The sequence below is a fragment of the Agrobacterium bohemicum genome (assembly GCF_001562555.1).
Taxonomy (GTDB): Bacteria; Pseudomonadota; Alphaproteobacteria; order Rhizobiales; family Rhizobiaceae; genus Agrobacterium; species Agrobacterium bohemicum.
Map to the genome: position 1 here is coordinate 102,669 of NZ_KQ961032.1, position 26,818 is coordinate 129,486.

Sequence of the window (26,818 nt, forward strand, 5' to 3'; positions counted from 1 at the left end):
AACGCGACGAACCTATTGTCCGCCCACAACCAGCAAGCCCGAGCCGCCGATGGCGTTCACGCAAAAGCGCAATCCGCTTCCGATAGCGCCCCATTTCGTTGCGGCAAGTGCTTCCGTGTTTTTGTCCGCAGCCAGGAGGCAAAGCGCAAAACCACGCGGTTCGAGGTTCGGCGCGAGCGCAGAAAGCGAAACGATGGCGCTGGTGTGAGGAACGGACTTGGAAAAATCGACAACGACCATATCGAATTTGGTGTCGGCATCCAGTTCACGCGTATCCGGGAAGCTGCCATTGACCTGATCGAAATTTATATTGACCGGCTCGGCAATCGTAATCGTCACCTCGTCGCGCGTTCCGCAAAGCCTCAGCCGCAGATCAAGCTCATCCGCTTCGGAACTGGACGCGCATAGGCATGTCAGTTGGCGTGCACTACCCGACATCAGGCATGCCAGTGCCAAGGCGGAACGCGTGCTGCCCACGTGCAGGACATTCGCGGCCTCCTGCCGGGTGGAAATGATGCCACGCAGCGCCCAGACCTGTTCAGGTGTCAGGCGTGTCGGACCGCAATATGCCATGGCGTTGATAATGCCAGGAGTGTCCGCAACGACGAGATTGCCGGTGATGTCACTCCAGGTCTGCGCAGAGTTTGGTGTTGTCATGGATGATGGCCCATTTGGAATATTGGCTTTTGGCTTTGCGGCAGCCGGTTCCGGTTGCTTGGATGGCGTTTCCACCAACGGACGTGTCAGAGGTAGCGGCGTTTTGCGCATCACGTCTTGTGCCGATTTTTGTTGGATGGTGGAATTCAGCCCAACCGACTGGCTATCGAGATTATGGTGCGATTGCGGGTTGGTTGCCGTGTAGAGATACGCATTGGCGGATAGAAACTGGTAGCGCCGCGTCTGATCGAGGATCGGCATGGCGATTGCAATATCGCAGGCCGCCTGCAGCCAAGCACCCTCGCTATCCTGAAAATACTCTTCCGGTACATTTCCGAATAGTTCGGCGCGGAAGCTGAAGAAATGGCTTGTTTTCCAACCCTGTTGGCGCGGCGAAATATTGGGGTCAAGCGCCGCGTTGCAGCCGACGTGACCATTGTCCATGGCAAAATTTGTCCAGACGACATCCTTGCCGGCATTGTAGAATGCCAGCAAGGCTTCGAGAACGCGCGGCTCTATCAACTGGTCGTCGGCATCGACCACGCCGATGAACTTGGCATTCGCGCTCAAGGGGCGGAGATGCTCCCAGGCATTGCGAGCCTTGCCAAAGCGCGTGTCGTTGGTAACGAGAGTATATTTTCCGGGAAAATGTTCTTCCAGAGCCTGATGCGCTGTATTGCCGGTTTCGTCATCGGACATGTCATCCACGAAGAGGATGTGAACGTCTTTCAGTGTCTGCTTTGCAATGCTTTGCACAGCGCGGGCGGTGTACTGGGCGCAGTTTCGGCCAGTCATGAATATCAGGGCTTCGACGGATTGCATTCTGGCCGACTCTCAAAAAGATGTAATCTTCTTTCTGCTTAATCGTTGAAGCTGTTTCGAGCCTTGTCACAACGGCCTTCGCTTTGCAGCGCTTCGCCAAAAGCAAAAAGGCACCGGTGCTGACCGGTGCCTTTCATATTCATGTGGTCGACATTTTAATCCAGCCCATCCAGCAATCTCGATGCCGTCGCGGCACTTGTGCGGCGGATTTCGATTTCGTCTCTTCGGCTGGAAAGCTGTTCGCTGGCCAGAAGCGCTTCGGCCAGATCCGCTGGAAGCGAGATCAGCACCCGTTCGCCGCTTGAAATCTTGCCGGTATCTGCGCGCTTGCCAAGGATCATGCCGCCCGCAACGGTATTGTTGGTATCGGGGTCAATCAGAATGAAGGAGCCGGTGGAACGGTTTTGCTCATAGGGATCAAAGATCGCCAGTTCGTCGAAGGACAGGCGAACCTTGCCGATGGCGTTCATCGGAAGCGTGTCTGCATGGGCCAGCCACTGACCATTTTTCAGGTCGAGCTGTGTCGTTGGCTGAACGCTGACGCGCTGGCGGCGGCTGCCGCTTTTCAACCAGTAGCGCTTGCCCGACTCGATACCCCCCGGTTGAAGCGCCACGAGTTGCGCGTCGAAGGCGTGGCCCGTCTGCGGTTGCGCCTCGATCGACACGATCATGTCGCCGCGCGACACATCCACCTGACGGTCGAGAACCAGCGTGATGGCATCGCCGGAAACGGCGGCATTTCGGACCAGATCGAAGGTGACGATCTGCTTGACGTTGGCAACCATGCCCGATGGCAGGATAACAACGGAATCACCGGGTTTAACAGCGCCACCGGCGACTGTGCCCTGATAGCCGCGGAAGCTTTCGCCGGGGCGTGATACGCGCTGCACCGGTAGACGGAAGCCGCCAGTCTGCGTCGAGCGCGCGGTTGCCAGCTCCAGCGTTTCAGCCAGCGTTTGTCCTTCATACCACGGCATGGAAGACTTGCCCGAGAGAACGACGTTTTCACCCTTCAGGGCGGACATGGGGATGGCGGTAATCTGTTTGATGCCGAGCGACTGCGCAAACTCGCGGAAGTCGTGGGCAATCAGCTCGAAACCGGCCTTGTCGTAGTTGGTCAGATCGATCTTGTTGACGGCCAGCACGAACTGGCGAATGCCCATCAGGGCCGCAATCGTTGCGTGGCGGCGGGTCTGTTCGAGAATGCCGGTGCGGGCATCCACCAGCAGCACGGCGAGGTCGGCAGTGGAGGCGCCGGTCGCCATGTTGCGGGTATATTGCTCATGGCCGGGCGTGTCGGCAACGATGAAGGCGCGCTTGTCGGTGGCGAAATAGCGATAGGCGACATCGATGGTGATGCCCTGTTCGCGCTCGGCCTGAAGACCATCCAGCAACAGCGCGAAGTCGGGCAGGCCGAGATCGTTCTGCTTGCCGCTGTCGCGGTGCAACGTGGCTGCCTGATCTTCCTTGACCGCCTTGGTATCCCATAGCAGTCGGCCGATCAGTGTGGATTTTCCGTCATCGACACTGCCGCAGGTGATCAGTCGCAGCGGGCGGGTGTCTCGAACGAACTTTGTCGGCTCAACGAAAGGCAGAATGGTGGCGGATTGAGCTGTCGTGTTCTGGGTCATCAGAAATAGCCCTCACGCTTTTTCTTTTCCATGGAGCCGGACTGGTCGCGGTCGATAGCGCGGCCCTGACGTTCGGAAACAGTTGCAATTTCAAGCTCCGAAATCACCTCGTCCAGCGTCGTCGCCTGCGAGGTGATCGCGCCGGTCAGCGGGAAGCAGCCCAGCGTGCGGAAGCGGATCATGCCATGCTGGATCTCTTCGCCGGGCAGCAACTCCAGCCGATCGTCTTCAGCCAGAATCATCATACCGTCGCGTTCGACATAGGTGCGCTCTGCGGCGTAATAGAGCGGCACGAGCGGAATGTTTTCGGCCTGAATGTAACGCCAGACATCGACCTCGGTCCAGTTGGACATCGGGAAAGCGCGAACGCTCTCACCCTGACGAACCATGCCGTTATAGATGTTCCACAGTTCCGGGCGCTGGTTGCGCGGGTCCCATTTATGATCTGGCGTGCGGAAGGAATAAATGCGTTCCTTGGCGCGGCTGGCTTCCTCATCGCGGCGCGCACCACCGAAGGCAGCATCGAACTTGCCCGCGTCCAGTGCCTGGCGCAACGCTTCCGTCTTCATGATGTCGGTATAGAGCGCCGAACCATGCGTGAACGGCGTCACGTTTTCCGTCGCTCCGCGCGGGTTGGTGTAGGAAATAAGGTCGAGATCGTATTCCTTGACGATATTGTCGCGGAACGCGATCATCTCCTTGAACTTCCAGCCAGTGTTGACGTGGAGAAGCGGGAAGGGGATGCGACCGGGGAAGAATGCCTTGCGCGCCAGGTGCAACAGCACGGATGAGTCCTTGCCGATGGAATACAGCATCACCGGATTTTCGAATTCCGCCGCAACTTCACGGAAAATATGGATGGCTTCGTTTTCGAGGGCTTTCAGATGAGGATCAAGCGGCTGCTTTGGTGTGCTGACACTTGTGCTTTCCGTTTCCGGAACTGCATTGGACATTGTAAACTCCGGCAATCTATGGATTTTCAATTATCGTTGTGAGGCGGCTGGTAGGGGAGATGCTTGCGCTGCCTCGGCCACGTGCAGGCCGCATTCGCGCTTCTCGTCATTTTCCCACCACCATCGACCGGCGCGTTCTGGTTCGCCGGGCTTGATGGCGCGGGTACACGGCTCGCAGCCGATGGAGGGATACCCGCGGGCGTGGAGGGGATTGACGGGAATGTTTTCCGCTAGAACATGCGCCTTGATCACATCGATATCCCAATCCGCGATAGCATTGATCTTGATCAGATTGCGCTCAGCATCAAACTCGGCAAAGGGCGTCGTTGCCCGGTTGCCGGACTGGCCACGGCGAAGACCGGTGATCCAGAAACTTGCGCCATCCAGCGCCTTGGCCAGCGGCACCAGCTTGCGCACATGACAGCAGGCGTGGCGCGCTTCGACGCTATCGTAAAAGCCGTTGAGGCCGAATTTTTCGGCATAGGCGTCGATATCGTCCTGAGCAGGGTAGAAACGCTTGATAGCGATGTCGTAGCGTTCTTCTGTCTCGTGGATGAGATTGACCGTCTCCGCAAACAGACGTCCGGTCTCTAACGTGGCGACTTCGACGGGAAGACGATGTGTACCGATAGCGGCCGTAATGACCTGATCTTCGATACCAAGGCTCGTCGTGAACACCGCCCGCCCGCCCAAACCTGCGACAAATGCCAGACGCCCCGCCAGATCGAGACTGGCCAGCGTATCGTCTAGCGATGAAACATCGTGGCTGGAAAGGACATGCGAGGGGGTATTGAGGGTCATTCCATGGGTTCCGAATTCCTATATTCGGAATATCCCTGAAATCAGCGCTATTTTACAGGAATGGCTATGCTTGTGTGGATCGTCAGAGAGCAAATATCTCTCGTTGACGCACAATATGCGCAAAAGACACCCACAGACGCGGTAATGACGCATCGTCGTACCGACATAAAATCGGTTCGACGTCAAAAAGCAAGAACAATTTGCGATATATTCGCTAAATTTTGTAGATTTCTATTTTCCATGGACGGAAGGGTGATTGACGGAGGGTGTAGAGTGCCGCCTGTTAAGAAAAACATTCCGGTCATTCAAAAAATCTGCGTCTCCGTGGCTGAAATATGGTAAAAATACGAACTGGTTTTGCGTTTAACGCCGGTTTTCCACGCGTCCTGTTGCGTGTTCTGAGTGACTTGCGGCGTGTTTGTTGCTGTTCAGACAGCCGCAATGGAAACACTTTTGCGATTGGATTGCGCCTGATTGACCCACGGGCGGTTCCAAGTAGTGTTAAGCGCACTGCATCTAGGAGGGATACCGATGTCGAAACTTCTTTCCAGCCTCAGCGCTGTCGCGCTTAGTCTTTCTGTCACTCTGGGTGCTGTCGGAACGGCCACGGCAGATACGAAACTGCTGAACGTGTCCTATGATCCGACCCGCGAGCTTTATAAGGACGTCAACGAAGCCTTCGCGAAAAAATGGAAAGCCGATACGGGCGAGGATGTCACCATCCAGCAGTCGCATGGCGGTTCCGGTAAACAGGCCCGCTCGGTCATCGATGGTCTTGAAGCCGATGTCGTCACGCTGGCACTTCAGAGCGATATCGACGCCATCGTCAAGAATAGTGGCAAGATCAATGCCGATTGGCGCACGCGCCTTCCGAACAACTCCGCGCCTTACACGTCCACCATCGTCTTTCTGGTGCGCAAGGGTAATCCGAAGGGCATCCATAACTGGGGTGATCTCGTGAAGGGTGATATCCAGATCGTCACACCGAACCCCAAGACATCAGGCGGCGCACGCTGGAACTACCTCGCAGCCTGGGCATGGGCAAACGAGGAGTACAAGGGCGATCAGGCCAAGATTAAGGCCTATGTCGGCGAACTCTACAAACGTGCTCCAGTGCTCGATACCGGTGCACGTGGCTCGACTGTGACATTTGCACAGCGCCAGATTGGTGATGTGCTGCTGGCCTGGGAAAACGAGGCCTATCTGGCTGGCGAGGAATTCGGCAAGGACGAGTTCGAGATCGTCGTTCCGCCAATCTCCATCCTCGCAGAACCACCTGTCGCCGTCGTCGACAAGAACGTCGATGAGAAGGGCACGCGCAAGGCTGCCGAAGCCTATCTGCAATATCTCTATTCCGACGAGGGTCAGAACATTGCAGCCAAGCACTTCTACCGTCCGTCCAACCCTTCGGTCGTCTCCAAGGACTTGCTGAAGCAACTGCCTGATATCAAGCTCGTCACCATTGATGATCCCCAGTTCGGCGGTTGGGCAAAAGCGCAACCGGAACATTTCGGTGATGGCGGCATCTTTGATCAGATTTACAAGCCGGCCAAGTAAGTGGATGATGTAACACGCCAAACAGGCCGCAGCATCGCGTTCTGTTTGGATTGGAGACAAGATCGACCGGCCACGAGCCGGTCGATGGCGCATAAGAGGGCGGCTGACGATGGCCCCCGTTTTACCCGGAGCCTTGATGAGCAATACCCCATCGCCAACCAAGTGGAAGTGGCGTCAATCCAGCGTCCTGCCGGGATTCGGCCTGACGCTCGGCTACACCATCACCTACCTTTTTCTTATCATTCTCATCCCGCTGGCCGGTCTTGTGTGGTCCACTGCAAAACTCGGTTTTGCGGATTTTTTCGCCATCGCGATGGATAGCAGAACGCTCAATGCACTGCGGGTCAGCTTCGGAACAGCGTTCCTCGCCGCTTTGGTCAATGCCGTCTTTGGCGTTCTCATCGCCTGGGTGCTGGTGCGCTACCGCTTTCCCGGTCGACGGTTCGTGGATGCCATCGTGGACTTGCCCTTTGCGCTGCCAACGGCCGTTGCCGGTATTGCGCTGACGGCGCTCTATTCCAACCGTGGCTGGGTCGGGCAGTTTTTCGAGCCCTTCGGCATCAAGATCGCCTTCACACCGTCCGGCATCGTCATCGCGCTGATCTTTATCGGTCTACCCTTCGTCGTGCGTACCGTTCAGCCGGTCATGGAAGAGATCGACCGTCAGGTCGAGGAAGTCGCCGCGACGCTCGGCGCCAACAGATTCCAAACCATCACCCGCATTCTGCTGCCCGGCCTCACGCCCGCTATCCTCACCGGCTTCGCGCTGGCCTTTGCGCGCGGCGTCGGCGAATATGGTTCCGTCATCTTCATTGCTGGCAACATTCCCTACGTCTCTGAAATCGCACCGCTTTTGATCGTCATTCGGCTGGAAGAGTTCAACTACCCAGCCGCCACCGGCATTGCCACCATCATGCTGATCATCTCCTTTGCCATGCTGTTCATCATCAATCTCATTCAGGCCTGGAGCCGCAAGAGGTACGGTTATGCCTGATAACGCGCGCACCATATCATCCAGACCCTTTCGTGATCCCGCGAGCGAAACGCTGCCAGCCAAGCTGGTGCTGATCGGCCTTGCATTCCTGTTTCTGGCGCTGTTTCTTGTCCTGCCGCTGGTCGCGGTCTTTGTGGAGGCTTTCCGCAAGGGCGCTGAATCCTTTTGGGAAGCGATCATCGAGCCTGATGCGCTCTCCGCCATCCGCCTCACACTTCTCGTCGCCGCCATATCCGTGCCGCTCAACGTCGTCTTCGGCGTTGCTGCCGCATGGGCCATCGCGAAGTTCGAGTTCAAGGGCAAGGCGTTTCTGATCACCCTGATCGACCTGCCATTCTCCATCTCGCCGGTTATCTCTGGCCTCGTCTATGTTATCCTGTTTTCGTCCCACAGCGTGCTCGGACCGTTCCTGAAAAGCTACGGCATCGAAATTCTCTTCGCCGTGCCGGGCATCGTGCTCGCCACCATCTTCGTGACCTTCCCTTTCGTCGCGCGTGAATTGATCCCGCTGATGCAGGATCAGGGAACGGGCGATGAGGAGGCGGCGATTTCGCTTGGCGCATCCGGCTGGCAGACCTTCTGGTTCGTCACCCTGCCCAACATCAAATGGGGGCTGCTTTACGGCGTTCTGCTGTGCAACGCCCGCGCCATGGGCGAGTTCGGCGCGGTATCGGTGGTCTCAGGCCATATCCGCGGCGAAACCAACACCATGCCGCTGCATGTCGAGATCCTCTACAACGAATACAATATCGGTGCGGCCTTCGCGGTGGCAACATTGCTTGCCGGATTGGCGCTGGTAACGCTCGTTCTCAAAACCATTCTTGAAATACGCTTTGGCGCGGGCAACGCCGCCGGCAAGCATTGAAGGGCATGTCCATGGACGTCAAAGTCACCAACATCACCAAGCAGTTCGATCGCTTTCCCGCCTTGGACAATGTCTCGCTAGATATTCGTTCGGGTGAGTTGATCGCGTTGCTCGGGCCGTCCGGCTCCGGCAAGACGACACTTCTGCGCTTGATCGCAGGTTTGGAACAGCCCACAGGTGGCCAGATTTTCTTCGGCGATGAAGACGCTTCGCATCGCTCTGTGCAGGAGCGCAATGTCGGCTTCGTGTTTCAACACTATGCGCTGTTTCGCCATATGACGGTGGCCGATAATATCGGCTTCGGTCTGAAAGTCCGTCCATCTTCAAGCCGCCCGGCGAAATCCGAAATCCGCAAGCGCGTCTCCGATCTGCTGGATATGGTGCACCTCTCCGGTCTTGAAAGCCGCTATCCCAACCAACTCTCAGGCGGTCAGCGTCAGCGCGTGGCGCTTGCTCGCGCCGTTGCCATCGAGCCCAGGGTTCTGCTGCTGGATGAGCCCTTCGGCGCTCTGGATGCGAAGGTCCGCAAGGAACTGCGCCGCTGGCTGCGCGAGTTCCACGACCGTACCGGCCACACCACGGTGTTCGTCACCCATGATCAGGAAGAGGCGCTGGAACTGGCAGACCGTGTGGTGGTCATGAGCCAGGGCAAGATCGAACAGGTCGGCACCGCCGATGATGTCTACGATACCCCCAACTCGCCCTTCGTCTTCTCCTTCATCGGAGAATCATCGAACCTGCCGGTGACGATCCGCGATGGGCATATGCTGTTTCAGGGAGAAAACATCGGCATCCGCGATGCCTGCGAGGGTGACGGCGATCTGTTCTTCCGCCCGGAAGACGTTGTCCTGACCGATGACCGCGATGCGCTCTACGGCAAGGTCACCATCTGCCGCCGTCTGGCCGGGACGCGCATTGCCGAACTCGACATTGCCAACAACGGCCACGAACCGCATCACCTGGAAATCGAAGTTCCGCTGGATGCCACCGTTGCTGTTGGCAACGAAGTCCGCTTTCGCCCTACACGCTGGAAAGTCTTCCGTAAGTAAGACCGAGAATAGGAAAAGGGCCGCTTGTGGCGGCCCTTCCATGAGTTTGGTCTCGTTTCAGACCTGGAAACGTTTAGCAACGTCCCGCTGGAAGGCGGATCAAGCCGAGGGCTGCCTCGTCGAAATCAAATCCTTTCCATTGCCTGCTACGAAGACCGAAATCTCATTAGACATTGGATCACCTTCCTTTCACTACGTTGAACATGAGAAGAAGGTAATACGATTCGGCGAGATTGCAAGGGGTGGACTGCAGAGTTCGCTGCAAGCCATTACGCTTACGAAACCCGCATCACAATCTTGCCGATATGGCTGCTCGATTCCATCAGCCTGTGGCCATCTGCGACTTGGTCGAAATCGATGATATCGTGAATGACCGGCCCGATTTCGCCCGCTTCCAGCAGCGGCCACACCTCCGCTACCAGCTCATCGCGGATGGCGCGCTTTTCGTCGGCGGTGCGGGGGCGCATGGTGGAGCCGGTCACTGTCAGGCGCTTGACCATGATGGGGCGCAGATCAACCTTGTCGGCGATGTTGCCGCCAAGAAAAGCGATCATCGAGAGGCAGCCGTCCTTGGCAAGCAAGGACAGGTTTTTCTCGAAATAGGAGGCACCGATCATGTCGAGGATGACATCGACGCCCTTGCCGCCGGTCTCTGCCTTTATGACGTCGGCAAAATCTTCCTCACGGTAATTGATAGCTCTTTTGGCGCCAAGCTTTTCGCATGCCTCGCATTTTTCCTTGGACCCTGCTGTGGTGTAGACCTCGGCGCCGAACGCCTTTGCAAGCTGAATGGCCGTTGTGCCGATACCACTGCTACCGCCGTGTATCAGCACACTTTCGCCTTCCGTCAGTCCCGCCATCTGGAACAGATTGGCCCAGACAGTGAAGAAGGTTTCCGGCAAGGCCGCCGCTTTGACCGCGTCATATCCGTTTGGAAAGGGCAGGGCTTGTCCCGCAGGCACAACGCAATATTCCGCGTAACCGCCACCATTCGCCAGAGCACAGATATGGTTCCCAATTTCGAATTCACTGACCCCTTCGCCCAGTGCCACCACTTCCCCGGCAATCTCCAGGCCCAGCACAGGGCTCGCATCCTTGGGCGCTGGATAGGCGCCTTGGCGTTGTGCCACGTCTGGACGATTGATGCCCGCTGCCTGCACCTTGACGAGGATTTCGCCAGCCTTTGGCGTGGGTAAAGGCCCGGTCGCGAAGGTCATGACGTCAGCTGCGCCGAAGGTTGGCAGGTCAACGAATTTCATTGTTTCTGGCAAAGTCATGTGGGCCTCCGTCGGGTTTTCATTGCCCTGAACTTAGGTCACCTCTGTCGCACTTAAAAGAAGGCGCATTGTCGCTGATATCAAATAGTGTCGCCATAGGTCCGCAGGACGAGGCCTAAGTCGCTTTCCTTGGCAGCCTTTTTGATCGTAGCAATTTCGCCGCCGATCCGCTCCGGGTCGCCAATAATCAAGCCCTTGGAAAGTTGAAGAACGCCGATGGAGCAGCGCATCAGCGCAAAGTCCCGCTCATTGCCAAACCGGTCGTGGCCTTTGATCTGTCCTGCGGCACGGTCTTCTTCCGAATAAAGCCCGACGACATCATCATGGAAATCGCTGAGCAGCCTTCCTAGAATTTCCGTGACCTCGTCCATCGTCCAGCCACGCACGCCAATGAAGAAGTCATCGCCGCCGATATGGCCGAGGAAGCAATCGCCTGAGAAGAAATAGCGCTTCATCAATGCTGAAAACAGCGTGATGGCGTGGTCACCGACATGGAAGCCGTATTTATCGTTGAAGGGTTTGAAATTGTCGAAATCGCAATAGCAGAAAAAGCGGTTGTCGTCGCTATCGCTGCAACTGTCTTCGATAAAGCTGCTGATGGCGCGGTTGCCGGGCAGGGCCGTCAGCGGGTTTTGTTCTTGCGCTAGCTTCAATTGCTTTTCGTTGATGACCTTGATCAGCGATGCAGCGGAGACAACGCCGATATAGCGCATGTTTTCGGTCAGAATAACGCAGGCACTGCCGCCCGTATTGGCAAACACATTCATCAACTGGTCCGCGTCCGCATCCAGCCCGACGATGGGCGCTCCATCCACGAAATGGGAAATCGTTCGCTCATAGACTTTGTTTTTCAGCAGGTCGCGACCGAAGGGCTGGTAGATATATTCCTTAAGATGATGCTCGTTGATGACACCGCGCGGCTCGCCATTGGCGTTGAGAACCGGAAAAAACGCCTGCGCCGGGTTACGACGAAACAGCTCGAACACGCTGTCGATGCTGTCGTTTTCGTAAACCGTCGGCAGACGCTCGATCTGACGGCGGATGAGAATTTCATCCAGCGTCTGGCTGCTGCGGCGGGTCTCACCAAGATGCTGGAGATGTGGAAAGCCAGTCTGCAATTCGCTAACGAAGGTCGTTGGTCGCGAAATGAACCAGCCCTGCACCAGATCGACACCGTGTTCACGGCACGCCAGAAACTCGGCCTCGGTCTCGATGCCTTCTGCAATCACCCGAACGCCCAGAACATGGGCGATGTTGACGATGTTCTTCACCAGGTGGCGCTTGCGCGGATTGCGGTCCACACCTGAAATAAAGTAGCGATCGATCTTCAGATAATCGACCGGGAAGTCACATAGAAGCTTCATCTCGCCGTGGCCGACACCGAAGTCGTCGATGGCCAGCTTGAAGCCCTCCTTGCGCATGCGGGCAATCAACGCGTTGAACTCCGGCACGCTGGTATTGTCGAAACGTTCGGAAAGCTCGAAGCAGATGGATGATGGTGGAATAGACGCTTTGGCCAGATGTTCCAGCAGCTTGTCGAGAATGGTATTGCCGTGCGGGATGAGCCTGACGTCGAGATTGAGAAAGAGGGTGGCCGATGCAAATTCCGGCAATGTCGAGAATTTTGCCAGCGCCCGCCCGACCAGCATCTGCTCCACCGTCAGCAATTGCCCATCGGCTTCTATATGGTCCAGAAGGTCGAGAGGGCTGGAAAAGCCGATGCGGTCAAACCCGCGCATGAGAGACTCGTAACCAAATACGGTTCCGGTTGTTGCCTCGACAATGGGTTGAAATGCGGTTTCCAGCACGAGCTTCGCCATGGATGCCATTTGCCCGCTGGCAAACCGCCGTATGACATCTGGGTCGATCGCCGTCGACATGATAATCTTCTCCACCGACGCGCCCATTTCTGTGATTTGGCAGGCGCTTTTGGGTGGGACAATGGCGAATAGTCATCAACAAACACTTTATTGTTGATGAAGCTTTTTTGAAATTTTTATGACGCGAACGCGAAGTGCTAAAACAGCCATCGCAAAGGTGCTTCGGGGTGTCAGCCGTGTCGTCTTTTTGCGCTGTGTGCGGCGTAAAGTTCTGCAACGTTCAGATGCTCGCTCATTGGCGAGGAATGGTCCTGGCGCTTTGAAACGTCGCTTCTGACCGCAGTCTCCACCCAAAGGCGAAGGGCTGCACGAACGACTTCACTTCCGGAAGCATACTCCCCGCTATCGACCGCGTCGCGCATCTTCGCTGCCTGCTCTGGGGAAATGGATACAGTTACCATCGGCATCGTGTTTCTCCCTGTTTGACAGTTATCGCCCGGCAATCATGTCCGAGGCAAATCCATCATGGCCATCTTAAATGCTCGTCACTGGCCAGTCGTGAACGGGCTTTATTGTTTGTATATTAGCACAGATGTGTGGTGCACCCGAAGGAACGCCCATCTCCGTTTTAGGTTCCAGATGAATGTTCGTTTTGCGAAAGTAAAAAATACGGAAAAAACCGCCGTGTGACCAAAGGGCGTGCGCTGGTGTCACCGAATATCGAGCGAATGCCAAGGATCATGCTTGCGACCTATCATTTGCCAGTGATCGCAGACTAACACATTTGCAGTATCGGGCAAGTTTCAAGGAGACAATGAAATGGCGCAAAGAACACATTTGCGTGTCGCATTTATTATTGATTGATCAGTCAATCAATAATAAATTGCCACCAAAGGAGAGTGGTGATGCCGAAACTTGGAATGGAGCCTTTGCGCAAGAAGGCCCTGATGGATGCAGCATTACGCACCATCGGGCAGCAGGGTTCATTGAATGTGACAATGTCGGACATCGCACGCGAGGCGGGGGTATCTGCGGCACTCGCACATCACTATTTTGGCAGCAAGCAACAGCTTTTGCTCGAAACCATCCGCAGTCTGCTGCGCGCTCTTCACCACGATGCCGTTGCCGCGCTCGGCCAGTCCTCGGGGCCACGCGCACGGTTGAGCGCCATCGTGCGCGTGTCATTCCAAAGCAATCAGTTCACCAATGAAACGGTCGCGGCCTGGTTGGCCTTCTACGTGGAGGCGCAACGCTCCCACCAGATGCGCCGCCTGCTTGTCATCTATAACAGACGTTTGCGGTCCAACATTGTGGATAGTCTTAACCGACTCTGCCCACCTGATGATGCTGCCCGCATTGCAGAGGGAGCCGCAGCCCTGATCGACGGCCTCTATATTCGACACAGCCTTCAAGCTGCGCCACTTGGTATTTCCGCCGCACCTGCGCTGGTGGAGAATTACTTCGACACGCAGCTCAAACCTTTCGTTGACGCCAAGCCGTCCATTCGCATTTTGTAAGGATCCTATCATGACATTGAGAGCCCAGCCGAAAGCATCGCATTTCATCGATGGAGATTATGTCGAAGATGGCAATGGTGCGGTTTTCGACAGTCTCTATCCTGCGACAGGTGAGGTCATCGCAAGGCTGCACGCAGCCACTCCCGCCATCGTGGAGCGCGCCATCGCTTCCGCCAAGCGCGCGCAGAAGGAATGGGCAGCCATGAGCCCCACCGCGCGCGGCCGCATCCTGCGCCGGGCCGCCGATATCATCCGTGAGCGTAACCGCGCGCTGTCTGAGCTTGAAACGCTGGATACCGGCAAGCCCATTCAGGAAACAATCGTCGCGGATTCGACCTCCGGCGCAGATTGTTTCGAGTTTTTCGGCGGCATCGCGCCCTCGGCACTGAACGGCGATTACATTCCTTTGGGCGGCGATTTCGCCTATACAAAGCGCGTGCCGCTGGGCGTTTGCGTTGGTATCGGTGCATGGAACTACCCGCAGCAGATCGCCTGCTGGAAGGCGGCGCCTGCGCTGGTTGCCGGCAACGCCATGGTGTTCAAGCCTTCGGAAAACACGCCGCTTGGTGCGCTGAAAATCGCTGAAATTCTGGTGGAAGCCGGTTTGCCCAAGGGTCTGTTCAACGTCATTCAGGGCGACAGGGACACCGGCCCTCTGCTGGTCAATCACCCGGATGTCGCCAAGGTGTCGCTGACCGGTTCAGTTCCCACGGGCCGCAAAGTGGCCGCTGCGGCTGCCGGACATCTGAAGCACGTCACGATGGAACTCGGCGGTAAGTCTCCGCTGATTGTGTTCGATGATGCCGATATCGAAAGCGCCGTCGGCGGGGCGATGCTGGGCAATTTCTATTCGTCCGGCCAGGTCTGCTCCAACGGTACCCGCGTTTTCGTACAGCGGGGCGCAAAGCAGCGCTTTCTCGAAAACCTCAAAAGCCGCACCGACGTGATGGTGATCGGCGATCCCATGGATGAGGCAACACAAATCGGCCCGCTGGTATCCAAGGCGCAGCAGGAAAAGGTGCTGGCCTATATGGAAAAGGGCAAGGCAGAGGGTGCCACGCTCATCACCGGTGGTGGCATTCCCAACAATGTTGCGGGTGAGGGTGCCTATGTGCAGCCCACGGTCTTTGCCGATGTGACCGACGACATGACCATCGCCCGCGAGGAAATCTTCGGGCCGGTCATGTGCGTTCTGGATTTCGATGATGAAGACGAGGTCATAGCCCGCGCCAACGCCACCGAGTTCGGCCTGGCCGGGGGCGTTTTCACCGCCGACATCACCCGCGCCCACCGCGTTGTCGATCAACTGGAGGCGGGCACGTTGTGGATCAATACCTACAATCTCTGCCCCGTTGAGATGCCTTTTGGCGGGTCCAAGCAATCAGGGTTCGGACGTGAAAATTCTGCGGCAGCGCTTAGTCATTATAGTGAATTGAAGACGGTTTACGTGGCGACGGGCAAGGTGGATGCGCCGTATTGATTTGGTTGTTGGAGGGGGTGAGCTTGCGCAGACCTTCGATTGTGGAAAGAACTTGAAATGCAAAACGCAGATTTCGTTATCGTCGGTTCCGGTTCCGCAGGCTCTGCGTTAGCCTATCGCCTGTCAGAAGACGGCAAATATTCGGTCATCGTCATTGAGGCGGGCGGTTCAGATTTCGGACCGTTTATTCAGATGCCAGCAGCCCTTGCATGGCCGATGAGCATGAAACGCTACAATTGGGGTTATTACTCGGAGCCGGAGCCGAACCTCAACAACCGCCGCATCACCGCGCCGCGTGGCAAGGTCATCGGTGGGTCGTCTTCCATCAACGGTCTTGTCTATGTTCGCGGCCACGCGGAGGATTTTAACCGGTGGGAAGAGCTTGGCGCCCACGGCTGGTCCTATGCGGATGTGTTGCCATACTTCAAACGCATGGAACACAGCCATGGCGGCGAAGAGGGCTGGCGTGGCACGGATGGACCGCTTCATGTGCAGCGCGGGCCAGTTACGAACCCGCTATTTCATGCCTTCGTACAAGCAGGGGCGCAGGCCGGTTTTGAACTGACGGAAGATTATAACGGCTCCAAGCAGGAGGGCTTTGGCCTGATGGAGCAGACCATCCACAATGGTCGCCGCTGGTCTGCCGCCAACGCCTATCTGCGGCCCGCACTGAAACGCGGCAATGTTACGCTGGTGCGTGGCTTTGCGCGCAAGGTGGTCATCGAAAATGGTCGTGCCACCGGTGTCGAGATCGAGCGCCGAGGCGTGGTGGAAACGATACGCGCGAACCGTGAGGCCATCGTTTCTGCCTCATCCTTCAACTCACCCAAGCTGCTGATGCTCTCGGGCATCGGCCCGGCGCAACATTTGCGGGATATGGGCATCGAAGTGAAGGCGGATCGCCCCGGCGTAGGGGCAAATCTTCAGGACCATATGGAGTTTTATTTCCAGCAGGTCTCCACCAAGCCAGTGTCGCTCTATTCTTGGTTGCCATGGTTCTGGCAGGGCGTTGCAGGTGCGCAATGGCTGGTGACGAAGGGTGGGCTGGGCGCTTCCAACCAGTTCGAGGCCTGCGCCTTTCTGCGCTCCGAACCGGGTTTGAAACAGCCAGATATCCAGTTCCACTTCCTGCCCGTCGCCATCTCCTATGATGGCAAGGCGGCCGCGAAAAGCCATGGTTTTCAGGTGCATGTCGGCTTCAACCTGTCGAAATCACGCGGCGATGTCACGCTGCGTTCGTCCGATCCGAAAGATGATCCAATCATCCGCTTCAACTATATGAGCCACGCCGAAGACTGGGAAAAATTCCGCCATTGCGTGCGCCTGACACGGGATATCTTTAGCCAGAAGGCGTTCGATGATTATCGCGGACCAGAGATCCAACCGGGAGAAGCTGTGCAGTCCGATGAAGACATCGACGCTTTTCTGCGAGAACATTTGGAAAGTGCCTATCACCCTTGTGGCACCTGCAGGATGGGCGACCGCAACGATCCGATGGCTGTGGTCGATCCCGAATGCCGGGTCATCGGCGTGGATGGCCTTCGAGTAGCAGACAGCTCGATTTTCCCGCATGTCACCTATGGCAACCTCAACGGCCCTTCGATCATGACCGGTGAGAAAGCAGCGGACCATATTTTGGGGAGACAGCCGCTGCCGCGCTCCAATCAGGAGCCGTGGGTTAATCCGCGTGCGGCGGTGAGCGACCGGTAGGACTTAGTAGTAATCGTCTTCGCGCTGGTGGCGAATGGTAAGGATGGAGACGGTTTCTGTGTCCTCGATTTCGATAAGGGCAATATAGCCTGATGAACCAAAGGGTATCAAAAGCTCTCGACGCCGCCCGTTGTCGCCAATAGTTTTTCGTGTCGCGAAAGGAAATTCCTTGAGGCTTTCTATGGTGCTGATTATTTTATCGAGGGCTTTTTCCGCTGTGGAGAAATCTTTTTCCAGAAGAAATTGATAGAGCCGCGTGATGTCGTCTCTGGCGGAGATCGTGTATCGAAGATTGAAACTCAACGGCCAAGCTCTGCCTTTTTAGCTGCAAGCATTGCCCGCAACTCCGCATGAACTTCATCTGCTGAATAATAAACGCCTGTTCGTTCGGCCTCTTCCAATGACGCAAGCCCGCGCGCGATGAACTCAGCCTGAGATTTCCGTATTTCGACCTGACGTCGTACCGAATCCTCCACGAACGACGAGAGCGTTTCACCCTCCTTCAAAACGCTTTCGGCTGCTTCGCGAAAATCCGAGGTTACCCTCAGTGACGGTATCGTTGAGCTTTTCATAGCTGGCTCCATGCATTGCAATTGCGATGCGTGATCCTGCGCTATTCCCGGGCGATTGTCAAAGACGAGGTTGCAATCGTGGTCTGTCAGTCCGATAAGTGAGCCCTCTCCCCGGACGACAGAAAAGTTGCCATGCCTTCCAAATACAAGAAAATGAAAATGTTTCGCCGCTCCCGCGTCATGTGGGGTTCGTGGCGTGTGTGGAAACCGCGTGCTGTGTTCTGGACCGGCGCTCTGGCCGTCGGTGTCATCAGCGTCGCTTTCGCGAAGATGGCGGATTGGGCGCAGCATCTGTTCTTTTCCGTCACCTCGTCGGGAGAGTGGGCCTTTCTTCTACCGCTGATCATCACGCCGCTCGGCTTTGCACTCTGTGCGTGGCTTGCGATCACAGTGTTTCCAAACTCCGGCGGCAGCGGCATTCCGCAGGCGATTGCGGCGCGGCACTTTCATGATGACGAGGACCGGTCACGACTGCTGTCTCTGAAACTCGCCGTTGGCAAAATCGTGCTGACGATTGCCGGGCTTCTCTCTGGCGCATCCATTGGGCGTGAGGGGCCAACCGTGCAGGTGGGCGCATCGATCATGCTTCAGGCGGCACGCATCGGCGGCATGGCGCAGGCGCGGGGATTGATCCTCGCCGGTTCCGCTGCGGGCATCGCCGCCGCGTTCAACACGCCCTTGGCTGGTATCGTTTTCGCCATCGAGGAAATGAGCCGGACCTATGAGGCGCGCTCCAACGGTCTGGTCCTGACCGCCGTCATCCTGTCCGGCTTGGCGTCGCTGGGTCTGGTCGGCACCTACACCTATTTCGGCACAAGCACCGTTGTAGCCCAGACGGCGGCGGATTGGGGGCTGGTGCTGGTCTGCGGCATCGGTGGCGGTGTGTTCGGCGCGCTGTTCAGCGCCGGTGCGCTGAAAGCATCACAACGGGTTCGTCGCTGGAGCCATAGCGTGCCGCTGAAGCGGATGTTGATCGTTGCCGCCGGTTGTGGCCTTGGCTCCGCCATCATCGGCGTGGCAACGGGTGGTGCGACCTTCGGCACCGGATACGAGCAGGCGCGTGCCGCAATCGAGGGGCAGGGCGCTCCAACTTTCTTCTTCCTCGAAAAGCTGGCTTCTACGTTTCTGGCCATGATGTCGGGCATTCCCGGCGGTATTTTCGCGCCCTCGCTATCCGTTGGGGCAGGTTTCGGCAGCACGGTCGCGTCCGTTCTCGGCACCAGTGTCGGGCTAGGAGCGATCCTCGGCATGGCCGGATATTTCGCCGGCGTCGTACAGGCACCGATGACGGCTTTTGTCATTATTCTTGAAATGACCGGCAATCATGAGGCCGTCATCCCGATCATGGCGGCATCGATGCTGGGGTATTTGACATCGCGGATGATCTCAGCAGAGCCACTTTATCACGGCCTGTCACGCATTTTTATCGCACAGGGCATCCGTGCCAAGCGCGCGCACCGCGCGGCAGAAGATCACACACCCAGCTGAGAACCCGTGCCGAAGTAGCCCAGCCCCGGTATTTTGATGCCGGGGTTTACGATGTCGATCCCTGCGACGAGGCCAAGGAAATTCACCTCAAGGCCGCTTCTGGCACCTGCGGAGACGCCGAAGAAACCGCCAAGCGAAATGCTGACGTCTTTCCAGTCGTCCGCGACGTGGATAAATTCTCCATTGGGCAGATAATCGCGCCCGACGGCATCGGGCGGCAGCACGACGCCCAGTTCCGGCACTTGGCGCAACACATGCGCCACGAAGGTGTTTGAGTTTGGACCCGGATAAATGCGGTAGCCGCCTGGCTTTCCATAGGGGTAATCGGCGATGGCCTGCTCGACTTTCGGGATCAGCCGTTCGGCTTCATCGCCGTGTAATTCCAGGACACGCCGCGGCATGTTGGAATACCAGTATGCATCGGGCGCATAAGCGTTGCGGCGTATCGGCGTGCCCCATCCAACCTTGTCGTAGCGCTCGTAGCTGGATGCCCCTTCTTTTTTCACCACGATCCAGGCATGGCTGGCAAGCGAGCCCTTAAGGCCGCCGGTCATTGCCGAATAGACGTAGATCGCAGCCGGTTTGTCCGCTGGCGCTTCCGGGAGAATACCCGCAGATGACCAGCGCGCGTTGCGATAGCCAGTCGGGTGCTCCTTCATGGCCCAAAGCCCGGCCGAGGCCAGCGCGGGCAGGAGGTAGATGACGAAAACAGCAATTAAAAAGCGTTTGGCGAATTTCAATGAGGCAACCTCGTGCATCGGTGCGGCGATTCATCTAAACAGCGATTTCAATTTCGTATTTTTTGAGGCCGAAGCCATGCACAACCCCGTTACCGTCGAAGTCCTCAGAGGAAATCTCGTTGAAAGCCGCCATCGCGGCATGGCCGTGGTGATGGATGGCGCAGGCGATGTCGTGTTCTCGGCAGGTGACGTGGATGGCGGCGTGTTTCCACGCTCTGCCTGCAAGGCGATGCAGGCGCTTCCTCTGGTAGAAAGCGGCGCGGCGGATGCCTATGGCTTCGGGGATAGAGAACTGGCGTTCGCCTGCGCGTCCCATTCGGGTGAAGATGCCCATGTGCAGCTTGCGGCAAGTATGTTGGCAAAGGCGGGTAAGGACGTGGAGACGCTGGAGTGCGGCGCGCATTGGTCTTCCGATCAGAAGACAATCATCCACCAGGCCCGCACGCTGGAAAAACCATCGGCACTTCACAACAATTGCTCGGGCAAGCATTCCGGCTTCATCTGCACCTGTGCCCACACAGGCATGGAAACGAAGGGCTATGTCGATTACGACCATCCCCTGCAGGCCGAAATACGCTCGACGATGGAAAGCCTGACGGGCGCCGCTATCGGTCATGACAATTGCGGGGTCGATGGCTGCTCTATTCCGACCTACGCCATTCCGCTGAAAGGTCTGGCACATGGCTTTGCCAAGATGGTGACGGGGCAGGGGCTGGAACAGGCGCGCGCAAAAGCCTCACGCCGGTTGATCGACGCTTGCATGGCCCAACCCTTTTACGTGGCTGGAACGGGTCGGACCTGCACGAAGCTGATGGAAATTGCTCCGGGTCAAATCTTCGCCAAAACCGGTGCTGAGGGCGTGTTCGTTGCCGCCCTGCCGCAGCAGGGCATCGCGATGGTGGTCAAATGCGAGGACGGTACGACGCGCGCGGCAGAAGCCATGATTGCGGCTTTGCTGGCGCGTTACTTTGAAAAGGACAGCTCGGAACAGCAGGCGCTGTTGAGCATGGCAAACCGTTCCATGAAAAACTGGAACGGCATCCATGTCGGCGACATCAGAGTGACCACCCGCCTGTAGACGGGGTCAGGCTGCTTCGATGTTGCGAGCGTCCCACATGGCCCTGAAGGCGGGGCGGGACTGGCAGCGTTCCAGCCAGGCCTTGACCGATGGGTTGGCATCGAACAGGGCAGGATGCCCCTGCGCGTAGCGCACGACCTCGGCGGCATTGATATCGGCGACGCTGAACCGGTTGCCGACCAGATAGTCTGTGCTGGAAAGATGCTGCTCGAGAACCTTGAACGGTCGGCGCAACATGCGCGCTGCCACTTCGATCACGGTCTGGCCGGCTTCGCTGTTTGCCAGTCCTTCCGCAACCGTGGAAGAAATCTTCAGGGCGTTCGTCTCGATTTCGGTTGCTGAGAAGAAGGACCACTGCATCATTTGCGCGTCCTCGACCAAATCTGCCGGGGCAAGCGGTGTGCTATACTTGCGCGCCAGATACAGGTTGATCGCCATTGACTCGTAGAGAACCATCCCGTCATCGTCTATGCAGGGAATGGTGCCCATGGGGTTGATGGCAAGATAGGACGGCGTCAGCGTGTTGACCGGTGCATCCGTGGCGAGCGGATCGCTGAGGCGTCTGGCCTGAATGACCGGCATATGCTTGAACTCAAGCCCGAGTTCTCCAGCCAGCCACAGCGTGCGGGTGGCACGGGAGCGATAAACGCCATAGATCGTCAACATTCGCAATTTCCTCTTGTTTCTGAGGGTAACCTATTGCTGCGATTTGCAAAACGGAAGCTGGAATATCACGGCCTCGTGTGATTTTTTCTGATTACTTGATGCATCTTTTGATTGCATTTGAAGTAAAATAGAGTTATTTGCGGTTATATTGCACCCATGTTGTTCAGGTATAAATCTACTTCCAAATGCGGACAGTGTTACGGCTTATTTTAATCGAGCATAAGTACGTTTGCTCTATTGTCGTCATGGCTGATCGATGTCTGTGAACTATGGTTTACTGCCGATCGGAGCAATGAAAAATGGGGAAGAGTAGCGTTGGTGGGGGTCGTTGCGCAATGCGTGAAGAAAATGGCGCTCGTTCACTGAACGTGCAAACATTGGCGACGGATTTGCTCAAGACTGGCCTGTCCGATTCGAGATTATCATACCTGCTCGACAACATACCCGAGATGGTTTTCATTAAAGATATTGAAGGCCGTTACAGCTACATGAATGCGGCTGCATTTGCTTGTCTTGGCCACGAGGTGGACTTCATCCAAGGCCGACAACTGACCATATTCGATATGGCCCCGCCGGATGTCGCGCGTCGTATCGACGCGATGGACAGCCAAATCATGGCAACGGGTCAAGGGCTTTACGATGCCGAAGAGCGCGTCGCCAAGGACGGGCACGTTCGCTGGTACTCGGGAACTCGTATCCCCATCCGCAATGACAGAGGCGATGTTATCGGCCTGGCGGGCATTTCACGCGATATTACCGCCGCAAAATGGCAGGAAACCCTGCGCCGCAGCCACGCTGCACTTCTGGAAATGATCGTGCATGGTGAGCCATTGCCAAACATACTGGAAGCCATCGTTACGACGGTAGAAAACCTGCTGGATAATCTTACGGGCTCCATTCTACTTGTAGAGCAGGATCGGCTGCGAACCGGCGCTGCACAATCTCTTCCGCAAAGCTACACATCGGTGATCGACGGTTTGGAGATTGGCCCCATGGTCGGTTCGTGCGGGACAGCGGCATGGCGCCGCGACGCCGTCTATGTCAGCGATACGTTTCAGGATCCGCTTTGGAAGGATTTCGTTGAAATCGCCATGCGCCACGGACTTCGTTCGTGCTGGTCAACGCCAATCATGGGGAACAACGGCGTGTTGCTGGGCACATTCGCGCTTTACTCCGGCATGGTGCGGGAGCCGTCCGCGATCGAAAAAGAAATCATCGAGATGGCAACCAATATCGCTGGCATTGCGATAGACCGTCGTCGCATCGAAGAGCGCGTCCATTACATGGCGCATCACGACCCGCTGACGGGGCTTTCCAACAGAAACGTGTTCTGGACGCAATTTCGTCGCGCCATTCATGAGGCGAAGCGCGAAAACAGGCTGGTGGCCATCACCTATATCGATCTCGATAATTTTAAGCAGATCAACGACCTTTATGGGCACGCTGCCGGAGACGAGGTTCTACGCAATCTGGCTGCGCGCATCACCGGTTGTATCAGGGCGTCCGATATTGCCGTGAGGCTGGGTGGTGACGAATTTGCGATCATATTCAGCAATCCCAGACATGACGAGCACGGCATAATGCGGAGGCTCGAAAGCATCCGTGAACGTGCGGCTGAGCCGATTGCACTGGAGAACAGCTCCATCACCGTCACCTGTTCATCCGGTACTGCTTTCTATCCAGGTGATGGCGAGACGCCGGAAGCCCTGCTGGCAAAGGCCGACGCGGCCATGTACGAAGCCAAGAAGAACGGCCGCAACACAGTGCGCGTCTTCGAACAGTGTTTCGGGGCAGGTATCTGACAAGGAACAAAAACTGCGGCTTAGCGTAGATTGTCGGGTTTTGCTGCGGCCATCAACGCCATGACATCGGGAGCAAGGCGCTTTTCGAACTTCTCGATAAAGCGATCGAACAATCTGGCAAATTCCGCAACATCCTCGCTTGGCCAGTCGCTGACCACTTCGCGGATAATACTGATCTTTGCGTTGCGCATCTCCTCCAGAATGCTTTGGCCAAGTGGTGTGATATCGATGACGCTGCGTCGTCCGTCTTCCTGAGAAGCCTCTCTTTTGATCAGGCCGCGTCCCACCATTTCGGCCACCACACGGCTGCCGCGAGACGGGTCCAGCCGCATCGCTTCGGCTATTGCGCCCACCGTCACCACCCCGCCCGCACGGTGGACGATATCCAGAACATCGATATGCGACAGCTCCAGCTCTGGCGCCAGCTTGGCAATGGCCATGCGTCCAATGACGCGACGACCGATCATCAGGCGCATGCGGCCCATGGTCTGACTGATCGTCAGAACCTCGTCACGGTCAGTCGGTTCCTGTTTCGAAAGCGATGTCAGCGCATTCATTTCTGCAATTCCCCTGGAGAGTTTGCGAGAGAATATCACAGATTGAGAAATATGCCATTGACACATATGTGCGAAAGGCACATAAATTTCTCATCAAGTGTGAGACCTTCCCATGAATATGGCCGTTACGCCTGTGGCGCCTCTGGTTCCGGATCGCCGCCGCAGGCTCGTTGTGTTTTCTTTCCTCATGTTGGCCATGTTCATGGCGACGCTCGATAACCAGATCGTGTCGACGGCGCTACCGACGATCGTCGGTGAATTCGGCGCGCTGGAACGGTTCGGCTGGATCGGCTCCGCCTATCTTCTCGCCACCAGCGCCGTCATGCCCGTTTACGGAAAACTGGGTGACCTGTTCGGGCGCAAATACGTCATGATGTCCGCTATCGTCATCTTCACGCTGGGCTCACTGGCCTGCGGATTGGCATGGTCGATGGACTCGCTGATTGCCGCCCGTGTGCTGCAAGGGCTTGGTGGCGGTGGCATCATGGTGTCGATCTTTTCCGTCAACGCAGACCTGTTCGAGGCGCGCGAGAGGGCGCGTTACCAGAGCTATTCTAGCCTCGTCATCATGGCATCGGGCAGCGTTGGCCCCATCCTCGGCGGTACGATGAGCGATCTCTTCGGCTGGCGCTCTATTTTCCTCATCAATCTACCCATCGGCATTGCGGCTCTGATCGGTCTTGCGCTGATGCTGCCCTATCGTCGCCCGGAACGTCAGCCCAAGATCGATTATCTCGGCGCGGTTCTGTTGGCTCTGACGATTTCCAGTGTCGTTCTGTGGGCAGATAGTTCGCAGCTCTTCGGTTCGATATTCGCCTGGGAGAGCCTCTGCATCGTCGCCTTTGCCGTTGTCACCGCCTATCTGTGGGTGCAGGTGGAGCGTCGTGCGCTGGAACCCGTGGTGCCGTTACGGTTGTTCAAGGACAGCACATTTCCGCTGTTCATGATCATCTCGTTGATAAGCGGCGGGCTTGGCATCGGCATGGTCAATTATTACGCGCTGTTCTTGCAAACGACGACCGGCCTTTCGCCATCATCTGCCGGGCTTTTCTTCATCGCCATCACCGGCGGCATCGTCATGGGCTCGCTGACGGCGGGCCGCCTGATTTCGATCACGGGCAGTTACAAGATATTCTCGGTCATCAGTCTTTTCATAGGGGTTGTCGCAATGCTGTCTCTTTCGCAGATGCACGCCGGCACACCGCTCTACATCATAGCGATCATTCTGTTTGCGCAGGGACTTGGCGTGGGTTTAGGACAGCAGGCTCCGATCATTGCGGTTCAGAATTCGGCTCCGAAAGCCGACATCGGTGCGGCAAGCGGGGCGGTGGCGTTGACACGCATGGGCGGTGCTGCAATTGCAATCTCCGTCTATGGTGCCATCATTTCCTCCAACCTCAAGGGCGGTGGTGTCGATATTCCGGGCGTGGGCAAGATTCAGGAATTGACGCCGAAGATGCTGTCCGAACTTCGCGCAGCCTCACAAAGCGCCGTTGCAAGTCTTTATGCGGGCGCCTTCACGCCGCTATTTTACGCAGCAGCAGCGACAGCGGCCATCGGGCTGATCGCGGCGTTGGCCTTGAAAAACGTCAAACTGCCAGCGGCAGCCGTCGAAAAGCCTGCTGCCGCGGTTGAGTAACGGCAAGCGCTGAAAATCTTACGGGGCGAGGAACGTGTCGCTGCGGCAAGCGTTTCCTCGTCCAAAGCCGTGAATGATTGCGCATATGAAGCCAGAGAAACTTCTCAGCCCGACGCCAAAAGGGCTCTACTGCCCTGTCGGCGATTTCTATGTTGATCCTGTGCGGCCCGTGCCACGGGCGCTCATCACCCACGGTCATTCCGACCACGCCCGAGCCGGTCATGAAAAGGTTCTGGCGACGCGCCAGACGCTGGATATCATGCGCATCCGCTACGGCGACGACTTCACCTGCAGCGAGCAGGCCATCGGCTTTGGCGAGACGGTAGAGATCAACGGCGTCACGGTTGGCTTTCACCCCGCCGGCCACGTTCTTGGTTCGGCGCAGATTTCCATCGAACATGACGGCATGCGTATCGTTGCATCCGGTGATTACAAGCGCGGTATCGACCCCACCTGCGCGCCATTTGAGCCGGTGCCGTGCGATGTCTTCATTACCGAAGCGACATTCGGACTACCGGTTTTCCATCATCCCAAACCCGGGCGCGAGATGGCCAAGCTTCTGACATCGATCAAGCAGTTCCCGGAACGCACCCATCTCGTCGGTGCTTACTCGCTCGGCAAGGCGCAACGGGTGCTGCGGCTGTTGCGAGATAACAGATATTCCGAGCCGGTTTATATTCACGGCGCGCTCGCCAAGCTGTGTGACTATTATGTTTCCCAAGGCATCGACCTCGGAGATCTGCGTCCCGCCACGCTGGAAAAGAGCAATCCGGCCCAGTTCAAAGGTGCCATCGTCGTCGGCCCACCGTCCGCTTTTCAGGAGAAGTGGGCCCGCCGCTTCAACGAGCCGCTGATTTCCTTTGCGTCAGGCTGGATGATGGTGCGCCAGCGCGCCAAGCAAGGCGGGGTAGAGTTGCCGCTCGTCATCTCTGACCATTGTGACTGGCCCGAACTGCTGGAAACCATCAAGGAAGTTGCGCCGTCTCAAGTCTGGGTCACGCATGGCCGCGAGGAGGCTTTGGTGCGTTGGTGCGAGTTGCAGGGCATTCCGGCACGGCCTCTGCATCTGGTGGGCTATGAGGATGAGGGGGATTGATGGTGCAGAATTTGCGGCTTACCCCCCTCTGTCCTGCCGGACATCTC

Annotated in this window: 24 protein-coding genes; 12 read left to right on the forward strand and 12 right to left on the reverse strand. The window is 57.0% G+C overall.

The window, feature by feature from the left end; genetic code table 11:
- Nucleotides 1–12: 12 nt before the first annotated feature.
- The 4 genes from ATO67_RS16425 to ATO67_RS16440 all read right to left on the reverse strand — a co-directional run bounded on the left by ATO67_RS16425 (nucleotide 13) and on the right by ATO67_RS16440 (nucleotide 4,864).
- Entirely contained in the window at nucleotides 13–1,479 is a 1,467-nt protein-coding gene (locus tag ATO67_RS16425; RefSeq protein ID WP_067651661.1) for a glycosyltransferase family 2 protein, read from the reverse strand.
- Nucleotides 1,480–1,634: 155 nt separating this feature from the next.
- A complete protein-coding gene (gene cysN, locus ATO67_RS16430) occupies nucleotides 1,635–3,110 on the reverse strand; it encodes a sulfate adenylyltransferase subunit CysN (protein WP_067651663.1) in 1,476 nt (491 codons plus the stop codon).
- Entirely contained in the window at nucleotides 3,110–4,063 is a 954-nt protein-coding gene (gene cysD / locus ATO67_RS16435; protein WP_067651666.1) for a sulfate adenylyltransferase subunit CysD, read from the reverse strand. Before cysD ends, cysN begins: the two co-directional genes overlap by 1 nt.
- A 30-nt stretch (nucleotides 4,064–4,093) precedes the next feature.
- The gene (locus ATO67_RS16440; protein ID WP_067651669.1) at nucleotides 4,094–4,864 is read right to left on the reverse strand and encodes a phosphoadenylyl-sulfate reductase; all 771 of its coding nucleotides are present in this window, start codon (nucleotides 4,862–4,864) and stop codon (nucleotides 4,094–4,096) included.
- A gap of 531 nt (nucleotides 4,865–5,395) precedes the next feature.
- On the opposite strand from ATO67_RS16440, the gene ATO67_RS16445 reads away from it, so the two are divergent.
- From ATO67_RS16445 to ATO67_RS16460, 4 genes are all read left to right on the forward strand, one after another.
- Nucleotides 5,396–6,421 carry a sulfate ABC transporter substrate-binding protein gene (locus tag ATO67_RS16445; protein ID WP_067651672.1) on the forward strand — a complete coding sequence of 342 codons (1,026 nt, stop codon included), beginning with the start codon at nucleotides 5,396–5,398 and terminating at the stop codon, nucleotides 6,419–6,421.
- Nucleotides 6,422–6,557: 136 nt separating this feature from the next.
- Nucleotides 6,558–7,415, forward strand: a complete 858-nt coding sequence (gene cysT / locus ATO67_RS16450) for a sulfate ABC transporter permease subunit CysT (RefSeq protein WP_067651675.1) — start codon at nucleotides 6,558–6,560, stop codon at nucleotides 7,413–7,415.
- A complete protein-coding gene (gene cysW / locus ATO67_RS16455) occupies nucleotides 7,408–8,280 on the forward strand; it encodes a sulfate ABC transporter permease subunit CysW (RefSeq protein WP_067651678.1) in 873 nt (290 codons plus the stop codon). The genes cysT and cysW overlap by 8 nt, the downstream gene beginning before the upstream one ends.
- Before the next feature lie 11 nt (nucleotides 8,281–8,291).
- Nucleotides 8,292–9,329, forward strand: coding sequence for a sulfate/molybdate ABC transporter ATP-binding protein (locus ATO67_RS16460; protein ID WP_067651991.1), 1,038 nt, complete (start codon nucleotides 8,292–8,294; stop codon nucleotides 9,327–9,329).
- A 275-nt stretch (nucleotides 9,330–9,604) separates the two neighbouring features.
- On the opposite strand, the gene ATO67_RS16465 is transcribed toward ATO67_RS16460, so the two are convergent.
- The 3 genes from ATO67_RS16465 to ATO67_RS16475 all read right to left on the reverse strand — a co-directional run bounded on the left by ATO67_RS16465 (nucleotide 9,605) and on the right by ATO67_RS16475 (nucleotide 12,893).
- Nucleotides 9,605–10,606: an NAD(P)H-quinone oxidoreductase gene (locus tag ATO67_RS16465; protein ID WP_067651681.1), complete on the reverse strand. Its 1,002-nt coding sequence runs from the start codon at nucleotides 10,604–10,606 to the stop codon at nucleotides 9,605–9,607.
- A gap of 80 nt (nucleotides 10,607–10,686) precedes the next feature.
- Entirely contained in the window at nucleotides 10,687–12,486 is a 1,800-nt protein-coding gene (locus ATO67_RS16470) for a GGDEF domain-containing protein (RefSeq protein WP_425352225.1), read from the reverse strand.
- Nucleotides 12,487–12,656: 170 nt separating this feature from the next.
- Nucleotides 12,657–12,893 carry a ribbon-helix-helix domain-containing protein gene (locus ATO67_RS16475; RefSeq protein ID WP_067651685.1) on the reverse strand — a complete coding sequence of 79 codons (237 nt, stop codon included), beginning with the start codon at nucleotides 12,891–12,893 and terminating at the stop codon, nucleotides 12,657–12,659.
- 438 nt (nucleotides 12,894–13,331) lie between these two features.
- Here ATO67_RS16475 and betI point away from each other — a divergent pair, with 438 nt between their 5' ends.
- The 3 genes from betI to betA are packed head-to-tail and all read left to right on the forward strand — an operon-like array spanning nucleotide 13,332 to nucleotide 17,133.
- Nucleotides 13,332–13,943, forward strand: a complete 612-nt coding sequence (betI, locus tag ATO67_RS16480) for a transcriptional regulator BetI (protein WP_067651688.1) — start codon at nucleotides 13,332–13,334, stop codon at nucleotides 13,941–13,943.
- A gap of 16 nt (nucleotides 13,944–13,959) precedes the next feature.
- A complete protein-coding gene (gene betB, locus ATO67_RS16485) occupies nucleotides 13,960–15,423 on the forward strand; it encodes a betaine-aldehyde dehydrogenase (RefSeq protein WP_173645947.1) in 1,464 nt (487 codons plus the stop codon).
- A gap of 57 nt (nucleotides 15,424–15,480) precedes the next feature.
- Complete coding sequence (betA, locus tag ATO67_RS16490; protein ID WP_067651694.1) at nucleotides 15,481–17,133, forward strand: choline dehydrogenase; 1,653 nt, start codon at nucleotides 15,481–15,483, stop codon at nucleotides 17,131–17,133.
- Nucleotides 17,134–17,136: 3 nt separating this feature from the next.
- Here the strand turns inward: betA and ATO67_RS16495 are convergent, their stop codons facing one another.
- Both ATO67_RS16495 and ATO67_RS16500 read right to left on the reverse strand, forming a co-directional pair.
- Entirely contained in the window at nucleotides 17,137–17,436 is a 300-nt protein-coding gene (locus ATO67_RS16495; protein WP_067651696.1) for a type II toxin-antitoxin system RelE/ParE family toxin, read from the reverse strand.
- On the reverse strand, nucleotides 17,433–17,705 hold the full coding sequence (locus ATO67_RS16500; RefSeq protein ID WP_067651699.1) for a YlcI/YnfO family protein: 273 nt from the start codon (nucleotides 17,703–17,705) through the stop codon (nucleotides 17,433–17,435). Before ATO67_RS16500 ends, ATO67_RS16495 begins: the two co-directional genes overlap by 4 nt.
- A gap of 132 nt (nucleotides 17,706–17,837) precedes the next feature.
- Here ATO67_RS16500 and ATO67_RS16505 point away from each other — a divergent pair, with 132 nt between their 5' ends.
- Complete coding sequence (locus ATO67_RS16505; protein ID WP_067651702.1) at nucleotides 17,838–19,193, forward strand: chloride channel protein; 1,356 nt, start codon at nucleotides 17,838–17,840, stop codon at nucleotides 19,191–19,193.
- On the opposite strand, the gene ATO67_RS16510 is transcribed toward ATO67_RS16505, so the two are convergent.
- Nucleotides 19,178–19,933 (reverse strand): DUF3750 domain-containing protein, encoded by a 756-nt coding sequence (locus ATO67_RS16510; RefSeq protein ID WP_067651705.1) that lies wholly within the window; start codon nucleotides 19,931–19,933, stop codon nucleotides 19,178–19,180. The genes ATO67_RS16505 and ATO67_RS16510 overlap by 16 nt on opposite strands.
- A 76-nt stretch (nucleotides 19,934–20,009) precedes the next feature.
- Between ATO67_RS16510 and ATO67_RS16515 the strand changes: the two genes are divergently transcribed.
- Nucleotides 20,010–21,011, forward strand: coding sequence for an asparaginase (locus tag ATO67_RS16515; protein WP_067651998.1), 1,002 nt, complete (start codon nucleotides 20,010–20,012; stop codon nucleotides 21,009–21,011).
- A 6-nt stretch (nucleotides 21,012–21,017) separates the two neighbouring features.
- Here ATO67_RS16515 and ATO67_RS16520 read toward each other — a convergent pair whose 3' ends face one another.
- The gene (locus tag ATO67_RS16520) at nucleotides 21,018–21,677 is read right to left on the reverse strand and encodes a glutathione S-transferase family protein (protein ID WP_067651708.1); all 660 of its coding nucleotides are present in this window, start codon (nucleotides 21,675–21,677) and stop codon (nucleotides 21,018–21,020) included.
- 335 nt (nucleotides 21,678–22,012) lie between these two features.
- On the opposite strand from ATO67_RS16520, the gene ATO67_RS16525 reads away from it, so the two are divergent.
- On the forward strand, nucleotides 22,013–23,479 hold the full coding sequence (locus ATO67_RS16525; RefSeq protein WP_067651711.1) for a sensor domain-containing protein: 1,467 nt from the start codon (nucleotides 22,013–22,015) through the stop codon (nucleotides 23,477–23,479).
- Between the two features lie 20 nt (nucleotides 23,480–23,499).
- On the opposite strand, the gene ATO67_RS16530 is transcribed toward ATO67_RS16525, so the two are convergent.
- Nucleotides 23,500–24,036 carry a MarR family winged helix-turn-helix transcriptional regulator gene (locus ATO67_RS16530; protein WP_067651714.1) on the reverse strand — a complete coding sequence of 179 codons (537 nt, stop codon included), beginning with the start codon at nucleotides 24,034–24,036 and terminating at the stop codon, nucleotides 23,500–23,502.
- Nucleotides 24,037–24,148: 112 nt separating this feature from the next.
- On the opposite strand from ATO67_RS16530, the gene ATO67_RS16535 reads away from it, so the two are divergent.
- Together ATO67_RS16535 and ATO67_RS16540 are read left to right on the forward strand one after the other, a co-directional pair.
- A complete protein-coding gene (locus ATO67_RS16535) occupies nucleotides 24,149–25,675 on the forward strand; it encodes an MDR family MFS transporter (protein ID WP_067651717.1) in 1,527 nt (508 codons plus the stop codon).
- 85 nt (nucleotides 25,676–25,760) lie between these two features.
- Nucleotides 25,761–26,771 (forward strand): ligase-associated DNA damage response exonuclease, encoded by a 1,011-nt coding sequence (locus ATO67_RS16540; protein ID WP_067652001.1) that lies wholly within the window; start codon nucleotides 25,761–25,763, stop codon nucleotides 26,769–26,771.
- The last annotated feature ends 47 nt before the right edge of the window (nucleotides 26,772–26,818 follow it).

Coding starts and splice junctions, on each gene's coding strand:
- ATO67_RS16460 (WP_067651991.1), top strand. CDS start 8,292: ATGGACGTCAAAGTCACCAACATCACCAAGCAGTTCGATCGCTTTCCC.
- cysW (WP_067651678.1), top strand. CDS start 7,408: ATGCCTGATAACGCGCGCACCATATCATCCAGACCCTTTCGTGATCCC.
- ATO67_RS16530 (WP_067651714.1), bottom strand. CDS start 24,036: ATGAATGCGCTGACATCGCTTTCGAAACAGGAACCGACTGACCGTGAC.
- ATO67_RS16500 (WP_067651699.1), bottom strand. CDS start 17,705: ATGAAAAGCTCAACGATACCGTCACTGAGGGTAACCTCGGATTTTCGC.
- cysN (WP_067651663.1), bottom strand. CDS start 3,110: ATGACCCAGAACACGACAGCTCAATCCGCCACCATTCTGCCTTTCGTT.
- ATO67_RS16535 (WP_067651717.1), top strand. CDS start 24,149: ATGAATATGGCCGTTACGCCTGTGGCGCCTCTGGTTCCGGATCGCCGC.
- ATO67_RS16540 (WP_067652001.1), top strand. CDS start 25,761: ATGAAGCCAGAGAAACTTCTCAGCCCGACGCCAAAAGGGCTCTACTGC.
- ATO67_RS16440 (WP_067651669.1), bottom strand. CDS start 4,864: ATGACCCTCAATACCCCCTCGCATGTCCTTTCCAGCCACGATGTTTCA.
- ATO67_RS16505 (WP_067651702.1), top strand. CDS start 17,838: ATGCCTTCCAAATACAAGAAAATGAAAATGTTTCGCCGCTCCCGCGTC.
- betA (WP_067651694.1), top strand. CDS start 15,481: ATGCAAAACGCAGATTTCGTTATCGTCGGTTCCGGTTCCGCAGGCTCT.
- ATO67_RS16445 (WP_067651672.1), top strand. CDS start 5,396: ATGTCGAAACTTCTTTCCAGCCTCAGCGCTGTCGCGCTTAGTCTTTCT.
- ATO67_RS16465 (WP_067651681.1), bottom strand. CDS start 10,606: ATGACTTTGCCAGAAACAATGAAATTCGTTGACCTGCCAACCTTCGGC.
- ATO67_RS16470 (WP_425352225.1), bottom strand. CDS start 12,486: ATGTCGACGGCGATCGACCCAGATGTCATACGGCGGTTTGCCAGCGGG.
- ATO67_RS16525 (WP_067651711.1), top strand. CDS start 22,013: ATGCGTGAAGAAAATGGCGCTCGTTCACTGAACGTGCAAACATTGGCG.
- ATO67_RS16475 (WP_067651685.1), bottom strand. CDS start 12,893: ATGCCGATGGTAACTGTATCCATTTCCCCAGAGCAGGCAGCGAAGATG.
- cysT (WP_067651675.1), top strand. CDS start 6,558: ATGAGCAATACCCCATCGCCAACCAAGTGGAAGTGGCGTCAATCCAGC.
- ATO67_RS16425 (WP_067651661.1), bottom strand. CDS start 1,479: ATGCAATCCGTCGAAGCCCTGATATTCATGACTGGCCGAAACTGCGCC.
- ATO67_RS16520 (WP_067651708.1), bottom strand. CDS start 21,677: ATGTTGACGATCTATGGCGTTTATCGCTCCCGTGCCACCCGCACGCTG.
- ATO67_RS16515 (WP_067651998.1), top strand. CDS start 20,010: ATGCACAACCCCGTTACCGTCGAAGTCCTCAGAGGAAATCTCGTTGAA.
- betI (WP_067651688.1), top strand. CDS start 13,332: ATGCCGAAACTTGGAATGGAGCCTTTGCGCAAGAAGGCCCTGATGGAT.
- cysD (WP_067651666.1), bottom strand. CDS start 4,063: ATGTCCAATGCAGTTCCGGAAACGGAAAGCACAAGTGTCAGCACACCA.